Below are 18,719 nucleotides of genomic sequence, written 5' to 3'. Positions count from 1 at the left end.
GGCTTATTCCGAAAAGCCCAGCTGCGGTATCTGCGTGACCTGAACCGCGCCCAGATTGCGTTGCATCTGGGCGCCGACATCGGTTGTCCCGCTGCCAAGCGTCGCCAGCACCATGAAGCCGAAGCCGACCGCGATGCTGGTCAGCACGACCCAGTCCACCGTCACCGCGCCATGTTCATCGGCGAGGAACTTGTGAAACAGACTGGGCATGACAACCTCCGGTTACGCAACCGGTTCTGTTTGCGGCCCAATTCTGACCGAATTATGGTGGCTTGCCCGGCCGGTCCGGAAAATCTGCCTCTGGTTAAGCGGTTAAGGGCGGGCGCCGCCGGGCGAAGGGTGTCGCCTGGTGCCAGGCCTCGGCCAGTTGCAGCAGGCCCAGATCGTCGCCATGCCGCCCGATCAGCTGCATCCCCATCGGCAGCCCCCCGGGGCCGAAGCCCGCCGGGACCGAGACCGCCGGAAGCCCGAGGATCGAGACCGGCAGCACCACCTCCATCCAGCGGTGATAGGTGTCCATCGACCGCCCGGCGATCTGGATCGGGTATTCCTGCGCCAGCGGGAAGGGCCAGACCTGGGCGCTGGGCAGGATGAGGGCGTCGTAGCTCTCGAAAAGCGCGGCGGCCCTGGCCCACCATTGCGACCGGGCAAGGCTTGCCGTCTGCACCGCCTCCAGCGTCAGTGCCCGGCCGGTCTCGATCTCCCAGATCGCGGTGGCCTTCAACTGGCGGCGCCATTCCGGGTTGCCGTAGAGCGGCGCCAGCCGGTTGGCATTGGCAAAGGCCCGCAGGTCGAGCCAGGCCTGCCAGAGACGCCCGGCATCGAAGGGGGGGGCCAGCGCCTCGACCGTGACGCCCAGCGTGTCGAAATGGGCGAGCGCCGCCTCGCAGGTGGCCAGCACGCCCGCCTCCATCGCATAGGCCCCGCCCCAGTCGCCCAGCCAGGCGACGCGGCGGCCTGTGACCGGCGCCTCGATCCGGGACAGGTAATCCTCGGCCGCTAACGTGAAGGGCCGCGCCGGGTTCGGGCCTGCCTGCACCTCCAGCAGCGCGGCCAGGTCGCGCGGGTTTCGCGCCATCGGTCCGTTGGTGGCCAGCGGATGCAGGAAGGTCTCGCCCTCGGCCGTGTCGGGCACCCGGCCCCAGCTGGGCCGCATGCCGTAGACGTTGTTCCAGCCCGCCGGGTTCCTCAGGCTGCCCATCATGTCCGAGCCGTCCGCCACCGCCAGCATCCGGCAAGCCAAAGCCACCGCCGCCCCGCCCGAGGAACCGCCCGCGCTCAGCCCCGGGTCCCAGGCGTTGCCGGTCGCGCCATGCACCGGGTTGAAAGTGTGGCTGCCCAGCCCGAATTCCGGCGTGTTGGTCTTGCCGATGAACAGCGCCCCCGCCGCCCGCATCCGGGAGACCATCAGATCGTCCTTGCGCGCCACCTGCCCGGCCATGATCGGCGAGCCCATCGAGGTGGGCAGGCCCGCCACGTTGGACAGATCCTTCACCGCCATCGGCAGCCCGTGCAGCCAGCCCTTGCGCGGGGACTGATCGGCGGCGCGGGCCTCGGCCAGCAGCGCCTCCTCGTCGCGCAGGCTGACGATGGCGTTGACCGCCGGGTTCCGCACGGCGATTCGCCGCAGCGTCGCGCGCATCAGTTCCTCGGCCGAGACCTGCCGCGCCTCCAGCGCCGAGGCCTGCTCCAGCGCGCCCAGATCCAGAAGATCGTCCATCCTAACCCCCTCGCTTTGCGCCACTTTCCGGCGAGCAGCGGCACTTGGCAAGGGCGCCGCATCGGCCCATGTCGCTTTTCGACGCCCGATTGCCGCATTTGGTTGCGCCATTCCCCGGCCTCTGTCATCGCATGACCCTGCGACAAGGAGATCCGCGTGGCGCTCATCGACCGGGACGACCTTTTCATCCCCCTGCCCGACGGCACCCGCCTTGCCGCGCGGCTCTGGCGGCCCGAGGGTGGCCCGCCGGTCCCCGCGATCCTCGAATACATCCCCTATCGCAAGCGCGACAACACCCTGCCAAGGGATGAGACGATCCACCCCTGGATGGCGGCGCAGGGCTACGCCTGCCTGCGGGTCGACATCCGCGGCACGGGCGACAGCGAGGGCCTCTTCGACGACGAATATTCCGAGCAGGAACAACAGGATGCCTGCGACGTGATCGCCTGGATCGCGGCGCAGGACTGGTGTTCGGGCGCGGTCGGGATGATGGGGAAAAGCTGGGGCGGCTTCAATTGCCTGCAGACCGCCTTCCGCCGCCCGCAGGCGTTGAAAGCCGTGGCCAGCATCTGCGGCACCGTCGACCGCTTCGCCGACGACATCCATTTCAAGGGCGGCGCGCTGCTGGGCGAGAATTTCGGCTGGGGCGCGCTGATGCTCAGCTATGCCGCCCGCCCCGCCGATCCGCTGCTGCGCCCCGACTGGCGGCGGGATTTCCGCGCCCGCCTCGCCTCGATGCCGAACCTTGCCGAGCATTGGACCGGCCACCAGACGCGCGACGCCTATTGGCGCCACGGCTCGGTCTGCGAGGATTTCTCGCGGCTCGACGCGGCGGTCCTGTCCTTCGGCGGCTGGAACGACAATTACATGAACGCCCCCGCCGCGCTGGCCGGACAGGCGCCGATGGGCAAGGGCATCGTCGGCCCCTGGGTGCACCAATACCCCCATACCGCCGTTCCCGCGCCCCGGATCGACTTTCTGGGCGTGCTGAAGGACTGGTGGGATCACTGGCTGAAAGGTGTGGACAACGGCGCCGGGGACTGGCCCGCCTATCGCGCCTATGTCCTGACCGCAGCCCCGCCCGATGCCAGCGCCGCCCATCGCCCCGGCTATTGGGTGGCAGGGCCCGCGCCCGCCGCGCCGACGCATCGACTGACGCTGGGCCCGAACGGCGTGCTCGGGGCCGAGGGGGCGATCGAGCGGACCATCGCCACGCCGCAGACGCTGGGCGCGGCGGCGGGGGAGTTCTTCCCCATGGGCCTCAACGCGGAAATGGCGGCGGATCAACGGTTTGACGACGCGCTGTCGGTCTGCTTCGAGACCCCGCTGCCCGAGGGCCTGACGCTGCTGGGCGCGGCCGAACTGACGGTGACGCTGATCGCCGACCAGCCCTTCGCCTTTCTCGCCGCGCGGCTCTGCGATGTCGCGCCGGACGGGGCCTCGACCCGCATCGCCCATGGCATCCTGAACCTGCGCCACCGGACGGATCCGCCGTCGGCCCTGGTCCCGGGCGAGCCGGTGACGGTGACGCTGAGGCTAGACCAATGCGCCTATGAGCTGGCGCCCGGGCACCGGCTGCGGCTGGCGCTGTCCACGACCTATTGGCCCTGGATCTGGCCCTCGCCGAAGCCGGTCGCGCTGCGGCTGACCGGGGGCTCGCTGGCCCTGCCGGTGGCCGAGGCCCCGCTGACCCGTTGCGCCTTTGCCGAGCCGCCGCCGGTCGCGCCCAGCCGCCTGACCTGCCTGAGCCCGGCCGAGGAAACGCGGCGGCACGAGAGCGACCGCATCAGCGGCGAGGAGCGGATCATCGTCACCTCGGACAGCGGCCGGACCGAAGACCCCGACCACGGCCTCGTCACCCGCGCCACGATGCACGAGACCTGGACCATCCGCCCCGGCGATCCGCTCAGCGCCGCCTGCGACGTGGTCTGGACGCAGCACTTCTCACGTGGCGATTGGTCGGTCGAAACCGAGGTCCGCGCCCGCCAGCACAGCACCGAAACGGAAATTCTGATCGACGCCACCCTGGTCGCCCGCATCAAGGACGGCCCGGAAACCCCGGAAATCATCCAAAGAAACTTCCCTGCGCGTGTTGCGCGCCGGGAAATATGACTGTTACAGTTACCGGCAACATTATCGTTGATTGAAACGCCGGTCCGTTGTTTGATTGGCCAATCAATAAAAAGAACGGTGCCTCGCGCCGTCCTCATAGAGCTTCCAAGGGGAAGCCGCTTCAGGGAGAAGACCATGAACGACGAATTCCGCTACCTTCTTGCGCGGGCCGCTCGCGGCACGCTGGACCGCCGGGCCTTCCTTGGCCGGGCTGCTGCGCTGGGCGTGGCCTCGACGGCGGCGACGGGCCTGCTGTCCAGGGCCGTGCTGGCGCAGGGTCCGCGGGCGGGCGGAACGCTGGTCATGGGCATGCAGGGCGGCGAGAGCACCAACTCGCTGGATCCGGCGCTGGCGGCCTCGCAGGTGCCCTTCGCCTATGCCTATTGCACCGGCGAGACCATCGTGAACATCGGCCCGGACGGCAGCCTGCTGCCGAAGCTGGCCACGGAATGGGAGGCCTCGGCCAATGCCCAGACCTGGCGCTTCAAGATCCGCTCGGGCGTGTCCTTCCACAACGGTCAGACCCTGACCCCCGAGGATGTCGCCCAGACGCTGCGCCGCCACTCGAACGAGGATTCGCAATCGGGCGCGCTGGGGGTGATGCGCGGCATCTCCTCGATCTCGGTCGACGGGGAATGGCTGGTGCTGGAAACCGCCACGCCCAACGCCGACCTTCCCTATCTGCTGGCCGATTACCACCTGATGATCCAGCCCAACGGCGGCTTCGATGACCCGGCCGCGGGCATCATGACCGGCCCCTACAAATGGGCCGAGAACGAGCCGGGCGTGCGCCATGTGCTGGAGAAGTTCGACGGCCATTGGGACAGCGGCGTCGGCCATTTCAGCCAGATCGAGATCCTGGTTATCAACGATGCCACGGCCCGCAACTCGGCCCTGCAATCGGGCCAGGTGCAGCTCATCAACCGGGTCGAGCCGCGCGTCGCGGGCCTGCTGGCCCGGGCGCCGGGCGTGCATGTGGAATCGACCGCCGGCCGCGGGCATTACGTGTTCATCATGCATTGCAACACCGCGCCCTTCGACAATGCCGACCTGCGCATGGCCCTGAAACTGGCGATCAACCGCGAGGACATGGTCGAGCGCATCCTGCGCGGCTATGGCTCTCTGGGCAACGACATGCCGATCAACTCGGCCTATCCGCTGTTCGACGATTCGATCCCGCAGCGGACCTACGACCCCGATCAGGCGCGCTTCCATTTCGAGCGGTCGGGCCATTCGGGCCCGGTGGACCTGCGGGTGTCGGACGTGGCCTTCCCGGGCGCGCTGGATGCCGCCCAGCTCTTCCAGGAAAGCGCCGCCGCGGCCGGGATCGAGCTGAACATCATCCGTGAGCCGGGCGATGGCTATTGGTCCGAGACCTGGAACGTGCAGCCCTTCTGCGCCAGCTACTGGGGCGGGCGTCCCGTGCAGGACCAGATGTATTCGACCGCCTATCTGTCGAATGCCGACTGGAACGACACCCGCTTCTTCAACCCGCGCTTCGACGAGCTGGTGATGCAGGCGCGGGGCGAGCTGGACCTCGACAACCGCAAGGCGCTCTACCGCGAGGCCGGGTTGCTGGTCCGCGACGAGGGCGGGCTGATCTGCCCGATGTTCAACGATTTCATCGACGCCCATAACGACCAGATAGCCGGCTGGGTCGCCAACCCCGCCGCCGAACTGATGGCGGGGCAGGCGCCGATCATGATGTGGTCCGCGACGTAAGCCGCCGATGCACCCGATCCCGAAACTGGTGATCCAGCGCCTTGCGCTGGGTCTCCTGTTGCTCTTCGCCGCCTCGGTGATGATCTTCGTCGGCACGATGATCCTCCCCGGCGATGTCGCCCAAGCCATCCTGGGCCAGAACGCAACGCCCGAGGCGCTGGCCAACATGCGCGCCTCGCTGGGCCTGGACCAACCCGCGACGACCCGATATTTCAGCTGGCTTTTCAGCGCCTTGCAGGGCGATCTTGGAACCGCCCTGTCGAACGGCCGCGACATTGCCTCGTCGATCGCCGGACGGTTGCAGAACACGCTCTTCCTGGCTGCGGTCGCCGCCTGCATCTCGGTGCCGATGGCCATCTTCCTGGGCCTGCTGGCCGTGCGCTACCGCGACCGCTGGCCCGACAAGCTGATCTCGGCCATCACCCTGACCTCGATCTCGCTGCCCGAATTCCTGCTGGGCTATGTCATCATGTATCTGTTCTCGGTCCAGTGGGGGCTCTTCCCCTCGGTCTCGAACATCAATGACGGCATGAGCTTCCTGCAGAAGCTGAACGCCGTGGCCCTGCCCGCCATGGTCCTCACCCTCGTGGTTCTGGCGCATATGATGCGCATGACCCGGGCAGCGATCCTGAATGTCATGCAATCGGCCTATATCGAAACGGCCGAGCTGAAGGGGCTCAGGCGCTTTACCCTGATCGCCCGCCACGCCATGCCCAATGCCATCGCCCCCATCGTCAATGTGGTGATGATCAACCTCGCCTATCTGGTGGTCGGCGTCGTCGTCATCGAGGTGGTCTTCGTCTATCCCGGCATGGGCCAGTATCTGGTCGACCATGTGGCCAAGCGCGACGTGCCGGTGGTGCAGGCCTGCGGGCTGATCTTCGCCACCATCTACATCGGCCTGAACCTGCTGGCCGATCTCATCTCCATCCTGTCCAACCCGCGACTGAGGCATCCGAAATGAAGGGCATACCGATTTCCGCCCTTCTGGGGCTATTCATCACCGGGCTGTTCTTCCTGGCCGCGCTTCTGGCGCCCTGGATAGCGCCCTACGGGCTGGGACAGATCGTCGGCGACATCTGGGAGCCGTCCTCGTCGCAATTCTGGCTGGGGACCGACAATCTGGGCCGGGATCTGCTGACGCGGATGATCTACGGCGGGCAGACGACGATCTTCGTGGCCTCGATGGCCACAGCGGTGTCGTTCACGCTGGGCTCGGTTCTGGGCTTTACCGCCGCCGTCTATGGTGGCGTCACCGATCAGGTCATGTCGCGGGTCAACGATCTGGTCATGTCGATCCCGACGCTGATCTTCGCGCTGGTGGTCCTGTCGGTCATGCCGGTGACGATCCCGGTGCTGATCCTCGTCATGGGCCTGCTGGATTCGACCCGCGTCTTCCGCCTGTCGCGGGCGGTGGCCGTCGACATCAACGTCATGGATTTCGTCGAGGCCGCGCGGCTTCGCGGCGAAGGCCAGCGCTGGGTCATCTTCCGCGAGATCCTGCCCAACGCCCTGTCGCCGCTGGTCGCGGAACTGGGCCTGCGGTTCATCTTCGCCATCCTCTTCATCTCGACCCTCTCGTTCCTCGGCATCGGCATCCAGCCGCCCGAGACCGACTGGGGCGGTATCGTGAAGGAGAACCGCGAGGGGATCGTCTATGGCATCCCGGCGGCGCTGATCCCCGCCGTGGCCATCGTCACGCTGTCCATCTCGGTCAATCTGGTGGCCGATTGGGCGCTGAACCGCACGACCAGCCTGAAAGGGGGCCGCGGTGGCTGACACCCTGCTCGAGATCAAGAACCTGCGCATCGAGGCCACGGTCTATGCCCCGGGCGAGAAGCCGCGCGATGTGGTGATCGTCGACGACGTGTCGCTGACGCTGGAACGCGGCAAGGTCATGGGGCTGATCGGCGAATCCGGCGCCGGGAAGTCGACCATCGGCCTGTCTGCCCTGTCCTACGGGCGGGGCGGCATCCGGCTGTCGGGCGGCAACATCCTGCTCAACGGGCGTGAGATCCGGGCGGCCGGCGCCGCCACGCTCCGGGGGTTGCGCGGCAAGGAAGTGACCTATGTCGCGCAATCGGCCGCCGCCGCCTTCAACCCGGCCAAACGGCTGATGGAGCAGGTGACGGAAGCCACGCTGCACCATGGGCTGATGTCGAAGGACGAGGCGGAGAAACGCGCGGTGGACCTGTTCCGCACCCTCTCGCTGCCAGACCCCGAGAATTTCGGCAAGCGCTATCCGCACCAGGTCTCGGGCGGGCAGTTGCAGCGGGCGATGACGGCGATGGCGCTCTGCCCCAAGCCCGACCTCGTGATCTTCGACGAGCCGACCACGGCGCTGGATGTGACCACGCAGATCGACGTGCTTGCGGCGATCAAGACCGCGATCGCCGAAACCGGCGTCGCCGCGCTCTACATCACCCACGATCTGGCCGTCGTGGCGCAGGTCTCGGACGAGATCATGGTGCTCAGGCACGGCAAGATGGTCGAACACGGCACCGTACAGCAGATCATCGAGGCCCCGCGCGAGGAATACACCCGGGCGCTGATCTCGGTCCGCTCCATCGACCACCAGCAGAAGCAGCCGACGCCCGAGCCGCTGCTGCGGGTGGAGAGCGTCTCGGCCCGCTATGGCGCCATGGCCAAGGACGTGCTGTCGGATGTCTCGGTCGAGCTGCATCCGGGCCAGACGCTGGCGCTGGTCGGCGAATCCGGCTCGGGCAAGTCGACCATGGCGCGGGTCATCACCGGCCTGCTGCCGCCGCGCAAGGGCACCATCACCTTCGACGGCAAGCCCCTGCCCCCGGCGCTGAGGCAACGCTCGCGCGATGAGCTGCGCGAATTGCAGATGATCTACCAGATGGCCGATGTGGCGATGAACCCGCGCCAGACGGTGGCCACGATCATCGGCCGGCCGCTGGAATTCTACTTCGGCCTGCGCGGCCGGAAGCGCGACGAGCGGGTGCAGGAACTGCTGGACGCCATCGAACTGGGCAAGGGCTTTGCCGACCGCTATCCGGCGGAACTGTCCGGCGGGCAGAAGCAGCGGGTCTGCATCGCCCGGGCGCTGGCCGCCAAGCCCAAGCTTATCATCTGCGACGAGGTGACCTCGGCGCTGGATCCGCTGGTGGCGGATGGCATCCTGAAACTGCTTCTGGACCTGCAGGCGCGCGAAGGCGTGGCCTATCTGTTCATCACCCATGACATTGCCACGGTGCGGGCCATCGCCGACAGCATCGCGGTGATGTACCGCGGCAAGGTGCAGCGCTACGGGCCGAAGGATCAGGTGCTGACCCCGCCCTTCGACGCCTATACCGACCTGCTGCTGTCCTCGGTGCCGGAGATGCAGCTGGGCTGGCTGGAGAAGGTGCTGGCCCATCGCCGGATGACCAGCGCGGGCAATTGAGCGGGTGAAATCCCGCGGGCCGGGACGGGATGCCGATTGCGCGCCCTGCCCGGCCCGTCTAGACAGGGCGCTGTTTCGCCCGAAGGTGTCCGGATGACCGACCAGCAAGACCGCCCGCAGCTCTATCTCGTCACGCCCCCGGCGTTCGACCCCGAGGAATTCGCACCGCGTCTGGCGCGGGTGCTGGACGGGATCGAGGTGGCCTGCCTGCGCCTGGCGCTGGCCGGCAATGACGAGGATCAGATCGCCCGGGCGGCGGATGCGCTGCGCGAGGTCTCGCATGCCCGCGACATCCCGCTGGTGATCGAGCGCCATGCGGTGCTGGCCGAGCGGCTGGGCCTCGACGGGGTGCACCTGCCCGACGGCGCGCGCGACCTGCGCAAGCTGCGCAAGACCCTGGGCCCCGATGCGATCCTCGGCGCGGGCTGCGGCACCTCGCGCCATGACGGGCTGAACGCGGCCGAGGCGGGCGCCGATTACGTGAGCTTCGGCCCGGTCGGCGAGACTGGCCTCGGCACCGGGGCGCGGGTCGAGACCGAACTCTTCGGCTGGTGGTCCGAGATGATCGAAGTGCCGGTTGTGGCCGAAGGCGCCCTGACCCTCGCACTGGTCGAGACGCTGGCGCCGATCACCGATTTCTTCGCCATCGGCACCGAGATCTGGGGCGCCGAGGATCCCCTGGCGGCGCTGAAGGCGCTGATGGCGCCGCTGGGCTGAGGTCTGGGGGCTGAGGGGTTTCGCCCTCGGTTCCCTCGGGCGACCAAGGCGGGGGGCCAGCCCCCCGCACCCCCCGCCAAAGGGGGTTTTCCACCCCCTTTGGGAACCCCCGAGGATATTTTCAGAACGAAGATCTGCGCGGTCAGTGGCCGAGGCCGCGGGTGTAGCGCCGTTCGAGGACGCGGAAGCCGAGCGCCAGCAGGCCCGCGATCGCCATATAGACCAGCGCCAGCAGGATCAGCGGTTCGTAGACGATGAACGTGTCCTGGCGCACGCGGCTGGCCACTGCATAGACCTCGATCACCGTGATCGTGGCGACGAGCGGCGTGGCCTTCAGTTGCAGCACCGTCTCGCCGCCCAGGGTCGGCAGGGCGCGGGCCAGCGCCTGCGGCAGCCAGATGCGGCGGAAGACGGCGAAGGGCGAGAAGCCATAGGCGCGCGCGGCTTCCAGCTGACCGGGCGGCACGGCGCGGAAGGCGCCGCGCATCACCTCGCCCTCGTAGCCCGCATAGCTGAGGGACAGCGCGGTCAGCGCATAGGGCCAGGCCTGCCGCAGCAGAGGCCAGAGGTCGGATTGCCGGATCCAGGGGTATTGCGGGAAGAGCGAGCCGATGCCGTAATAGATCAGCCAGATCTGGAGAAGCAGCGGCGTGCCGCGGATCAGCGTGCAGAACCAGCGCGCGGGCGCGGCGAGCCAGCGCGGCCCCGCCGCCTGCGCCAGCCCCAGCGGCACCGCCAGCGCGAAGCCGATGACGACCGAGAGCACCAGCAGCCAGAGCGTCCGCCAGAGCCCCTGAACCCCCAGCTGCCAGTAGCGCGGAATCCAGTCCCAGCGCAGCGACCAGCCGGCCCAGAGCGCCAGCGCCAGCGCCAGAGCGATCAGCACCAGCCGATGGGGTCTGAGCCAGCCCCTCATGGCCGGACCTGCGCCTGACCGCGGCGGAACCGGGTTTCGAGCCAGCCGAAGACCCGGCCGGAGACCAGCGTCATCATCAGGTACAGAGCACCGGCCGCCAGGAAGAAGGTGAAATAGGCCCGGGTCGAGCCCGCCGCCTGCCGCGTCTCCAGCGTCAGTTCGCTGAAGCCGACCACGGCCAGCAGCGCGGTATCCTTGGTGGCGATGAGCCAGAGGTTCGACAGACCCGGCAGCGCCAGCGGCAGCATCGCCGGGAAGGTCACCCGGCGGAAGGTCTGCACCCGGCTCATGCCATAGGCCCGCGCCGCCTCCAGCTGGCCGCGGGGCACCGCCTGGATCGCGCCGCGCAGCACCTCGGTCGCATAGGCGCCCTGGACGATGCCCAGAACGCCGATCCCGGCGGCGACGCCCGAAATCTCGACCGGGCGGCGGCCCAGAAGGGCCAGCACCTGATTCAAGAGGTCGGTGCCCGCGTAATAGAGGAGCAGGATCAGGATCAGTTCCGGCACCGCCCGCACCACGGTGGTATAGACCGCCAGAAGGTCGCGCGTCACCGGCCCGCCGCCCAGCTTGCCGAGCGCGCCAAAGGTGCCGATCACCGCCCCGAGCCCGAAAGCCCCCAGCGCGATGACCAGCGAATTCAGCGCGCCCCGCAGCAGGCCGCCACCCCAGCCGGGCGGCTGGGGCGACAGCAGGGCAAGCGTGGCCTCAAGCCCCGGCCAGACGGCATGAAGCCAGTCTAACACCCGTTACTGGCCGTAGATCGAGGTGGTGAAATAGCACGCGGTGATCGCGTCATAGGTGCCATCGGCCAGGATCGCCTCGATCCCGCCGTTGATCGCGGCCAGAGTCGCGGCATCGTCCTTGCGCACCCCGGCGCCGATGCCGCTGCCCAGGATCGCCTCGTCCATCGGCACCGCGCCGAGATTCTCGCAACAGGCGCCCGCCTCCGATTCAAGGAACGGGTCCATGGCCAGACTGTCGGCCAGCGTGGCGTCGATCCGCCCGGCGGCGAGGTCCTGGTTGGCCTCGTCCTGGGTCTGATAGGTGCGGATCTCGGTCTCGCCCTCGAAATACTGCTGCGCGTAATCCTGGAACACGGTCGAGACCTGCACGCCCAGCACGTGCCCGGCCAGCCCCTCGGCCGTCGCGGTGATCCCTATGTCGCGCTGCGCCACCACCACCACGGGGGTGTTGTAATAGGGCTGGGAGAAGTCGATGGTCTGCGCGCGCTCTTCGGTGATGGTCATCGAGGCCATGATCACGTCGATGCGCCCCGAGGTAAGAGCCGGGATGATTCCGTCCCAGGCGGTGGGCGTGATGGCACAATCGAGCGACGAGGCGGCGCAGATCGCGTTGATGATGTCGATCTCCCAGCCGACCCAATTGCCGGCCGCATCGGGGGCGGCGAAGGGCGGATAGGGTTCGGCGGCGATGCCGATGCGCAGGGGATCGGCGGCGGCGGCACCGGCCATCAGGGCCAGCGCGGAGGCGGTCAGAACGAGGGTTTTCATCAGTCTCTCCTGTTGGTGTGGCGCCGTTGGTCGCGCCTCTTGTTTGTCCTTGTAGAAGGCCAAGCCCTGAGTAATTATGCAAGCGTATAATTACTCAGCGAGTGACCCCCATGTCTTTCGGCGCCGAAGACCGCACGAAACCACTGGCCCGCGTGATGATGCGCGCGCCCGGCCCGGCGATGGCCGCGGCGGATCCGGCGCTGTGGCATTACGGCCCCGGCTTTGACGCTGCAAGGGCCAGTGTCCAACACGCGGCCCTTGCGGACATCGTTGCCGCATCAGGCGCAGAAATCCACTGGATTCCCTCGGGCGACGATGGTTTGTCGGACGCGGTCTTCGTGCAGGACCCGTCCTTCGTCACCCGGGCCGGGGCGGTGGTCCTGAACATGGGCAAGGCGCTGCGCCGGGACGAGGCCGCGTTGCACCTCGCGGCTTATGCCGATCTGGGGGTGCCGGTGATCGGGCGGCTCGGCGGCGACGCCACGGTCGAATCGGGCGATTGCCTGTGGATCGACCCGCAGACCCTGGCCATCGGCCGGGGTGTGCGCAGCAATCAGGCGGGGATCGAGGCCTTGGCGGCGATCCTGGCCCCGCACGGCATCCGGGTTCAGGCCTATGATCTGCCCTATTGGACCGGGCCCGAGGCCTGCCTGCATCTGATGTCGCTGATCTCGCCGCTCGGGCCGAGGATGGCGCTGATCCATGCGCCGCTGCTGCCCTATGCGCTCTGGGCGGATCTCACGGCGCGCGGCTGGACGCTGCTGATGGCGCCCGAGGATGAATTCCGCGCATCCAATGGCTTATCGCTGAACGTGCTGATGCTGAAGCCGCAGGATGTGGTGATGGTCGATGGCTTCCCCGGGACCCGGGCGCTGATGGAGGGCGCGGGCTGCCGGGTGCAGGTCTTCGAGGGCGACGCGCTGTGCATCGCCTGCGAGGGCGGGCCGACCTGTCTGACGCGCCCGGTTCTGCGGTCATGAACCAGCGCCGTCCGTTCCAGCGCGCGGGCGAGGAAGCCCGCCGCAGTGCCTTGATCGAGGCGACGCTCGACCTGATTGCCGAGGGCGGGCCGCAGGCGGCCACCGTGCGGGCCATCGCGCTGAGGGCGGGCGTGACCCCGGGGCTGATCCGCCATTATTTCGCGACCAAGGAGGATCTGGTCGCCGCCGCGCATGAGACGCTGATGACCGGCCTGACCGAAGCCAGCGCCGCGCGGCTCGACGATCTGCCCGACGATCCGCTGGCCCGGCTGGCGGGTTTCGTCGCCAATGCCGTCTCGCCCCCGGTTACCGACCCCCGCGCCGTGTCGCTCTGGGCGGCCTCGATGCAGCTGGTCCCGCGCGATGCGGCGATGCGCAAGGTGCACGAGGCAACCTACCTCGGCTTCCGCAACCGGCTGCAACGGATGATCGCCGACGCGCTGGCCGCCGCCGACCGGCAGGACGAGGATCCGCGGGCGCTGGCCATCGCCGGCAACGCGCTGCTGGACGGGCTGTGGATCGAGGCGGGCGCGCTGCCCGACCACTTCAAGCCCGACGAAATGAAATCCATTGCGATCAAGGCCTTCTCGCGCCTTCTTGATCTGAAACTCCCCGAGGTCTGAGATGAGATACGCCCAAGTCACCGATCAGCTCGCCGGCCTCGGCTCGGAGAAATGGATCCTGAACGCCGCCGCCAAGCGCCGCCAGGCCGAAGGGCATCGCGTCATCAACCTGACCATCGGCGAGCCCGATGTGCCGACCCCCGACAGCCTGATCGAAACCGCCTGCACCGCCATGCGCGCCGGGCGCACCGGCTATTCCAACGGACGGGGCGAACCCGTGCTTCTGGACGCTTTGTCAAGGCGTTACACGACGCGGCTCAACCGGCCTTTCGGGCATGACCGTTTCCTCTGCCTGCCCGGCACCCAGACCTCGCTGTATCTGGTGTTCCGTACGATCTGCGAGCCGGGCTGCGAGGTGATCCTGGGCGATCCGATGTATGCGACCTATGAGGGGATCATCCGGGCCTCGGGCGCCGTGCCGGTGCCGGTGCGCTTGAAGCCGGAACAGAACTTCCGCCTGCAAGCCGCTGATGTTGCGGCCGCAATCACCCCCGCGACCCGCGCCGTCTTCCTCAATACCCCGCATAATCCGACCGGCGCCATCCTGCAGCCGGGCGAACTCCGCGCGCTGGGAGAGCTGGCGCGCGCGCATGACCTGTGGATCGTCTCGGACGAGGTATACGGCGATCTCACCCATGACGGGCGGCCCTTCACCTCGGCGCTGGCCGATCCCGAGTTCGAGGAGCGGACGATCATCACCGCCTCCATCTCGAAAAGCCACGCGGCCCCCGGCTTCCGCTCGGGCTGGGCGGTGGGGCCAGCCGACTTCACCCACCGGGCGTTGCCCTTGTCGGAAACCATGCTCTTCGGCTCGCAGCCCTTCATCGCCGACATGACCGCCGAGGCCATCGCCAGCGCCCCCGTTCTCGCCCAGGGCATGGCCGCCCGCATGGCACGCCGGGCACAGATCCTGTTCGACCGGCTGGACGGCGTGGCAGGGCTGCGTGTGCACCGCCCCGAGGCCGGGATGTTCGCCCTGATCGACATCCGCGCGCTGTCCGACAACTCGCTGGCCTTCGCGCTGGAGCTGCTGGAGGCGACCGATGTGGCGATGATGCCGGGTGCCTCCTTCGGCCTGGCGCTGGAGGGTTGGCTGCGCGTCGCGCTCAATGCCTCGGACGCCGACACCGAGGAGGCTTGCGCCCGTATCGCTGCCTATGCGATGCAGAAGGCAGCATGAGCAATGTTGCACAAACCCTTGTCGACTGGCTGAAAATCGAGGGCGTTACCGTGATCTTCGGGATCCCGGGCGTCCACACGATCGAGTTGTACCGGGCCCTCGCGGGCTCCGGCATCCGCCACATCACCCCGCGGCACGAGGCCTCGGCCGGGTTCATGGCCGATGGCTATGCCCGCGTCTCGGGCCATTTCGGCGTGGCGCTGGTCATCACCGGCCCCGGCGTCACCAACATGATGACGCCGATGGCCCAGGCGCGGGCCGATTCCATCCCGATCCTGGTGATTTCCGGCGTCAACCGCCGCGAGACGCTGGGCAAGGGGCTGGGCTATCTGCACGAATTGCCCGACCAGCGCGCCGTGACCCGGGTGCTGGGACCGGCGCTGCATCTGGAGGATCCGCAGGCCCTGCCCGGCCTTCTGGCCCATGCCGGGCGCGCGCTGACCACCGGACGGCGCGGCCCCGTGCATGTGGAAATCCCGCTCGACCTGATGGCGGCCAAGGCCCCGCCCGCCGCGGCGCTGGCCACGCCCGTCGCCACCCTGCCCGACCCGGCCAAGGCCCGGGCGCGGCTGAGGCTGTCGAAACGGCCGGTGATCCTGGCTGGCGGCGGGTGCCGTCACGCCGGCGAGGAGTTGCGCGCCTTCGCTGAGGCGCTGAACGCGCCGGTGATCCTGACCACCAACGCCCGCGGGCTGATGCACAACCACCCGCTGGCGATCCCGGCCTCACCCAGCCTGCAACCCATCCGCGACCTGATCCGCGATTCCGACCAGCTGATCGTCGCGGGCTCGGAACTGGGGCCGACCGATTGCGACATGTACGGGACGGGGACGTTCCCCGAACTCTCGGGCATGATCCGCATCGACATCGACGGCGCACAGCTGGCCCGGCATTTCGCGGCGCTGACGCTGCAGGCCGATGTGGCGGCGATGCTGCCGAAACTGCATCCGGTCGCCCCCGCCGCCGACGGACCGGAGCGCGCCGCCGCCACACGGCAGGCCGCTTTCGCCGCGCTCACCCCCGAATACCAGGACGAGGTGCGGCTGCTGCAATCGCTGCGCGACGCCGTGCCCGATGCGCTTTTCATCGGCGATTCGACGCAGATCGCCTATGCCGGGAACCTCTATTACAGCCATGACCGCGCCGGCGGCTGGTTCAACGCCGCGACCGGCTATGGCGCTCTGGGCTATGGCGTCGGGGCGGCGATCGGCGCGGCGCTGTCCGATCCCGGGGCGCGGGTGGTCTGCCTGACCGGCGACGGCGGGCTGATGTTCCACCCGGGCGAATTGCGCACCGCGCGGGACGAGAATCTGGACGTGACCTTCGTCGTCTTCAACAACGAGGGCTATGGCGAGATCGCCCGCGCCATGAAGGATGCGGGCGCCGAGGTGATCGGCTGCACGCCCTCCGCCCCCGACATGCGGGCGCTGGCCGAGGCGATGGGCCTGCCCTATGCCCGGGCCACCGACAGCGATCTGCCGATCATCGTTGCCAGTGGACAAGGCCCGCGGCTGGTCGAGGTCCGGCGCAGAAACGTCAGGGATTTCTGAGGTTTAGCGACTGACTCAATTGTCAGTCCTTTGAATGTCTGACAGAGTGGAAAGCCAAAGCCCCGCGCCTTCCGGCACGGGGCTTCGTTCCTTCAGGATGCCGACAGCTCAGCCCGCCGAACCCGCGCTCTGCGGTTGCTTGCTGTCGGTATAGATCAGCAGCGGCCGCGCACCCGAGGTGACGGATTCGTCGTTGACCACCACCTCTTCGACATTCTCCATGCCCGGCAGTTCGAACATCGTGTCCAACAGGATGTCTTCCATGATCGAGCGCAGACCACGGGCACCGGTCTTGCGCTGGATCGCCCGCTTGGCGATGGAGCGCAGCGCGTCCTCGGTGAAGGTGAGGTCGGTGCCCTCGATCTCGAACAGGCGCTGGTACTGCTTGACCAAGGCGTTCTTCGGCTCGGTCAGGATGGTCACCAGCGCCGCCTCGTCGAGGTCGGTCAGCGTGGCGATCACCGGCAGACGGCCGACGAATTCCGGGATCAGGCCGAATTTCAGCAGATCTTCGGGCTCGAGCTGTTGCAGCGCCTCACCGACGGTGCGCTTCGATTCGTCCTTCACATCCGCGCCGAATCCGATCGCCGTGCCCTTGTTGCGCATGGAGATGATCTTTTCGAGACCCGCGAAGGCCCCGCCGCAGATGAACAGGATGTTCGTCGTGTCCACCTGCAGGAATTCCTGCTGCGGATGCTTGCGCCCGCCCTGCGGCGGCACCGAGGCGACGGTGCCCTCCATCAGCTTCAGCAGCGCCTGCTGCACCCCCTCGCCCGAGACGTCGCGGGTGATCGAGGGATTGTCCGACTTGCGGGTGATCTTGTCGACCTCGTCGATATAGACGATGCCGCGCTGCGCCCGTTCGACGTTATACTCGCTGGCCTGCAGCAGTTTGAGGATGATATTCTCCACATCCTCGCCCACGTAACCGGCCTCGGTCAGCGTGGTCGCATCGGCCATGGTGAAGGGCACGTCGAGGATCCGCGCCAGCGTCTGCGCCAGCAACGTCTTGCCGCAGCCGGTGGGGCCGATCAGCAGGATGTTGGATTTCGACAATTCGATCTCGCCTGCCTTGCCGGATTTGCCGGAAAAGCCGAGACGCTTGTAATGGTTGTGCACCGCGACCGACAGAACCCGCTTGGCGCGTTCCTGGCCGATCACGTAATCGTCCAGCACCTTGCAGATATCGCGCGGCGTGGGCACGCCGTCGGCGGTCTTGAAGCCGGTGCCCTTGGTCTCCTCACGGATGATATCCATGCAGAGTTCGACGCATTCATCGCAGATGAAGACCGTGGGGCCGGCGATGAGCTTGCGCACCTCATGCTGGCTTTTGCCGCAGAAGGAGCAATACAGCGTGTTCTTGCTGTCGCTACCGGAGGAATGAGCCATTCGACACCTCGTGCTCGTCGTGGTTCCTGGCCTTCTGACGGGCCCTTGGGTCAAAACTAGGCCAGCCAGCGGGCAGGGACAATGCCAAATCGCATTCCTGCCCGCGGCCGTGGATCACTTCGCCTCGCTCGGGGTATCCCGGTTGACGAGGATTTCGTCGATCAGACCCCAGGCTTTCGCCTCTTCCGGGGTCATGAAATTGTCCCGCTCCAGCGCGTCCTCGACCTTGCGGTAGGTGTTGCCGGTGTGGCGGACATAGATCTCGTTCAGGCGCTTTTTCAGCCGCTCGGTGTTGCGGGCGTGGATCATGATGTCCGTGGCCTGCCCCTGGAACCCGCCCGAGGGCTGGTGCACCATGACCGAGGAATTGGGCAGCGAGAAGCGCATCCCCTTCTCCCCGGCGGTCAGCAGCAGCGACCCCATCGAGGCTGCCTGCCCGATCACCAGGGTCGAGACCTTCGGCTTGATGTATTGCATCGTGTCATAGATCGACAGCCCCGAGGTCACCACGCCACCCGGCGAGTTGATGTACATCGAGATCTCTTTCGACGGATTTTCCGCTTCCAGGTGCAGCAGCTGCGCCACGATCAGCGTGGCCATCCCGTCATGCACCGGACCGTTGACGAAGATCACCCGTTCCTTGAGGAGCCGCGAGAAGATGTCATAGGCACGCTCGCCCCGGCTGGTCTGTTCGACCACCATGGGAACGAGGTTCATGTAGGTTTCAATCGGATCGCGCATCGCTCGGGCCTCGCTCTGACGGGTATCTGCCACGGTAGGGGTCAATTCTTGCCCAAGACTTAGCCTTCCGATCCGACCCCCGCAAGGGCAGCACCTCCGGCTTTTTCGGGGCCCGTCCCCGGCGGCCCCGGGGCGCTTGCCATGGA

At 67.7% G+C, this 18,719-nt stretch carries 17 protein-coding genes; 10 read left to right on the top strand and 7 right to left on the bottom strand.

The window, feature by feature from the left end; genetic code table 11:
- Positions 1 to 3: 3 nt before the first annotated feature.
- Entirely contained in the window at positions 4 to 210 is a 207-nt protein-coding gene (locus tag DDE23_RS06595) for a hypothetical protein (RefSeq protein WP_107750382.1), read from the bottom strand.
- A gap of 94 nt (positions 211 to 304) precedes the next feature.
- Positions 305 to 1,720, bottom strand: coding sequence for an amidase (locus DDE23_RS06590; RefSeq protein WP_107750384.1), 1,416 nt, complete (start codon positions 1,718 to 1,720; stop codon positions 305 to 307).
- 156 nt (positions 1,721 to 1,876) lie between these two features.
- Between DDE23_RS06590 and DDE23_RS06585 the strand changes: the two genes are divergently transcribed.
- From DDE23_RS06585 to DDE23_RS06560, 6 genes are all read left to right on the top strand, one after another.
- Positions 1,877 to 3,832: a CocE/NonD family hydrolase gene (locus DDE23_RS06585; protein WP_202863224.1), complete on the top strand. Its 1,956-nt coding sequence runs from the start codon at positions 1,877 to 1,879 to the stop codon at positions 3,830 to 3,832.
- Between the two features lie 135 nt (positions 3,833 to 3,967).
- Entirely contained in the window at positions 3,968 to 5,554 is a 1,587-nt protein-coding gene (locus DDE23_RS06580; protein ID WP_107750388.1) for an ABC transporter substrate-binding protein, read from the top strand.
- A gap of 7 nt (positions 5,555 to 5,561) precedes the next feature.
- A complete protein-coding gene (locus DDE23_RS06575; RefSeq protein WP_107750390.1) occupies positions 5,562 to 6,518 on the top strand; it encodes an ABC transporter permease in 957 nt (318 codons plus the stop codon).
- Positions 6,515 to 7,333, top strand: coding sequence for an ABC transporter permease (locus DDE23_RS06570; protein WP_107750392.1), 819 nt, complete (start codon positions 6,515 to 6,517; stop codon positions 7,331 to 7,333). The genes DDE23_RS06575 and DDE23_RS06570 overlap by 4 nt, the downstream gene beginning before the upstream one ends.
- The gene (locus DDE23_RS06565) at positions 7,326 to 8,963 is read left to right on the top strand and encodes an ABC transporter ATP-binding protein (protein ID WP_107750394.1); all 1,638 of its coding nucleotides are present in this window, start codon (positions 7,326 to 7,328) and stop codon (positions 8,961 to 8,963) included. Before DDE23_RS06570 ends, DDE23_RS06565 begins: the two co-directional genes overlap by 8 nt.
- 93 nt (positions 8,964 to 9,056) lie before the next feature.
- Complete coding sequence (locus DDE23_RS06560; RefSeq protein ID WP_107750396.1) at positions 9,057 to 9,680, top strand: thiamine phosphate synthase; 624 nt, start codon at positions 9,057 to 9,059, stop codon at positions 9,678 to 9,680.
- 142 nt (positions 9,681 to 9,822) lie between these two features.
- Here the strand turns inward: DDE23_RS06560 and DDE23_RS06555 are convergent, their stop codons facing one another.
- The 3 genes from DDE23_RS06555 to DDE23_RS06545 are packed head-to-tail and all read right to left on the bottom strand — an operon-like array spanning position 9,823 to position 12,110.
- A complete protein-coding gene (locus DDE23_RS06555) occupies positions 9,823 to 10,596 on the bottom strand; it encodes an ABC transporter permease (protein WP_107750398.1) in 774 nt (257 codons plus the stop codon).
- Positions 10,593 to 11,342 (bottom strand): ABC transporter permease, encoded by a 750-nt coding sequence (locus tag DDE23_RS06550; protein ID WP_170121783.1) that lies wholly within the window; start codon positions 11,340 to 11,342, stop codon positions 10,593 to 10,595. The genes DDE23_RS06555 and DDE23_RS06550 overlap by 4 nt, the downstream gene beginning before the upstream one ends.
- 3 nt (positions 11,343 to 11,345) lie before the next feature.
- Positions 11,346 to 12,110 carry a transporter substrate-binding domain-containing protein gene (locus tag DDE23_RS06545; protein WP_107750400.1) on the bottom strand — a complete coding sequence of 255 codons (765 nt, stop codon included), beginning with the start codon at positions 12,108 to 12,110 and terminating at the stop codon, positions 11,346 to 11,348.
- 110 nt (positions 12,111 to 12,220) lie between these two features.
- On the opposite strand from DDE23_RS06545, the gene DDE23_RS06540 reads away from it, so the two are divergent.
- From DDE23_RS06540 to DDE23_RS06525, 4 genes are read left to right on the top strand one after another with little or no spacing between them, the layout of a single operon-like run.
- Positions 12,221 to 13,090 carry a dimethylarginine dimethylaminohydrolase family protein gene (locus DDE23_RS06540; RefSeq protein WP_107750402.1) on the top strand — a complete coding sequence of 290 codons (870 nt, stop codon included), beginning with the start codon at positions 12,221 to 12,223 and terminating at the stop codon, positions 13,088 to 13,090.
- The gene (locus DDE23_RS06535; protein ID WP_107750404.1) at positions 13,087 to 13,713 is read left to right on the top strand and encodes a TetR/AcrR family transcriptional regulator; all 627 of its coding nucleotides are present in this window, start codon (positions 13,087 to 13,089) and stop codon (positions 13,711 to 13,713) included. The genes DDE23_RS06540 and DDE23_RS06535 overlap by 4 nt, the downstream gene beginning before the upstream one ends.
- A 1-nt stretch (position 13,714) precedes the next feature.
- Positions 13,715 to 14,893 carry a pyridoxal phosphate-dependent aminotransferase gene (locus DDE23_RS06530; RefSeq protein WP_107750406.1) on the top strand — a complete coding sequence of 393 codons (1,179 nt, stop codon included), beginning with the start codon at positions 13,715 to 13,717 and terminating at the stop codon, positions 14,891 to 14,893.
- Positions 14,890 to 16,443, top strand: coding sequence for a 5-guanidino-2-oxopentanoate decarboxylase (locus DDE23_RS06525; protein ID WP_107750409.1), 1,554 nt, complete (start codon positions 14,890 to 14,892; stop codon positions 16,441 to 16,443). Before DDE23_RS06530 ends, DDE23_RS06525 begins: the two co-directional genes overlap by 4 nt.
- Positions 16,444 to 16,551: 108 nt before the next feature.
- Here the strand turns inward: DDE23_RS06525 and clpX are convergent, their stop codons facing one another.
- Together clpX and DDE23_RS06515 are read right to left on the bottom strand one after the other, a co-directional pair.
- Positions 16,552 to 17,832 carry an ATP-dependent Clp protease ATP-binding subunit ClpX gene (gene clpX, locus DDE23_RS06520; protein WP_107750410.1) on the bottom strand — a complete coding sequence of 427 codons (1,281 nt, stop codon included), beginning with the start codon at positions 17,830 to 17,832 and terminating at the stop codon, positions 16,552 to 16,554.
- A 114-nt stretch (positions 17,833 to 17,946) separates the two neighbouring features.
- Complete coding sequence (locus tag DDE23_RS06515; RefSeq protein WP_107750412.1) at positions 17,947 to 18,573, bottom strand: ATP-dependent Clp protease proteolytic subunit; 627 nt, start codon at positions 18,571 to 18,573, stop codon at positions 17,947 to 17,949.
- Positions 18,574 to 18,719 lie beyond the last annotated feature (146 nt).

Origin of the sequence: Pararhodobacter aggregans (assembly GCF_003075525.1) — a bacterium.
Taxonomy (GTDB): Bacteria; Pseudomonadota; Alphaproteobacteria; order Rhodobacterales; family Rhodobacteraceae; genus Pararhodobacter; species Pararhodobacter aggregans.
The sequence above is the reverse complement of the archived record's forward strand: the minus strand, read 5'-3'. Positions and strand labels throughout refer to the sequence as shown.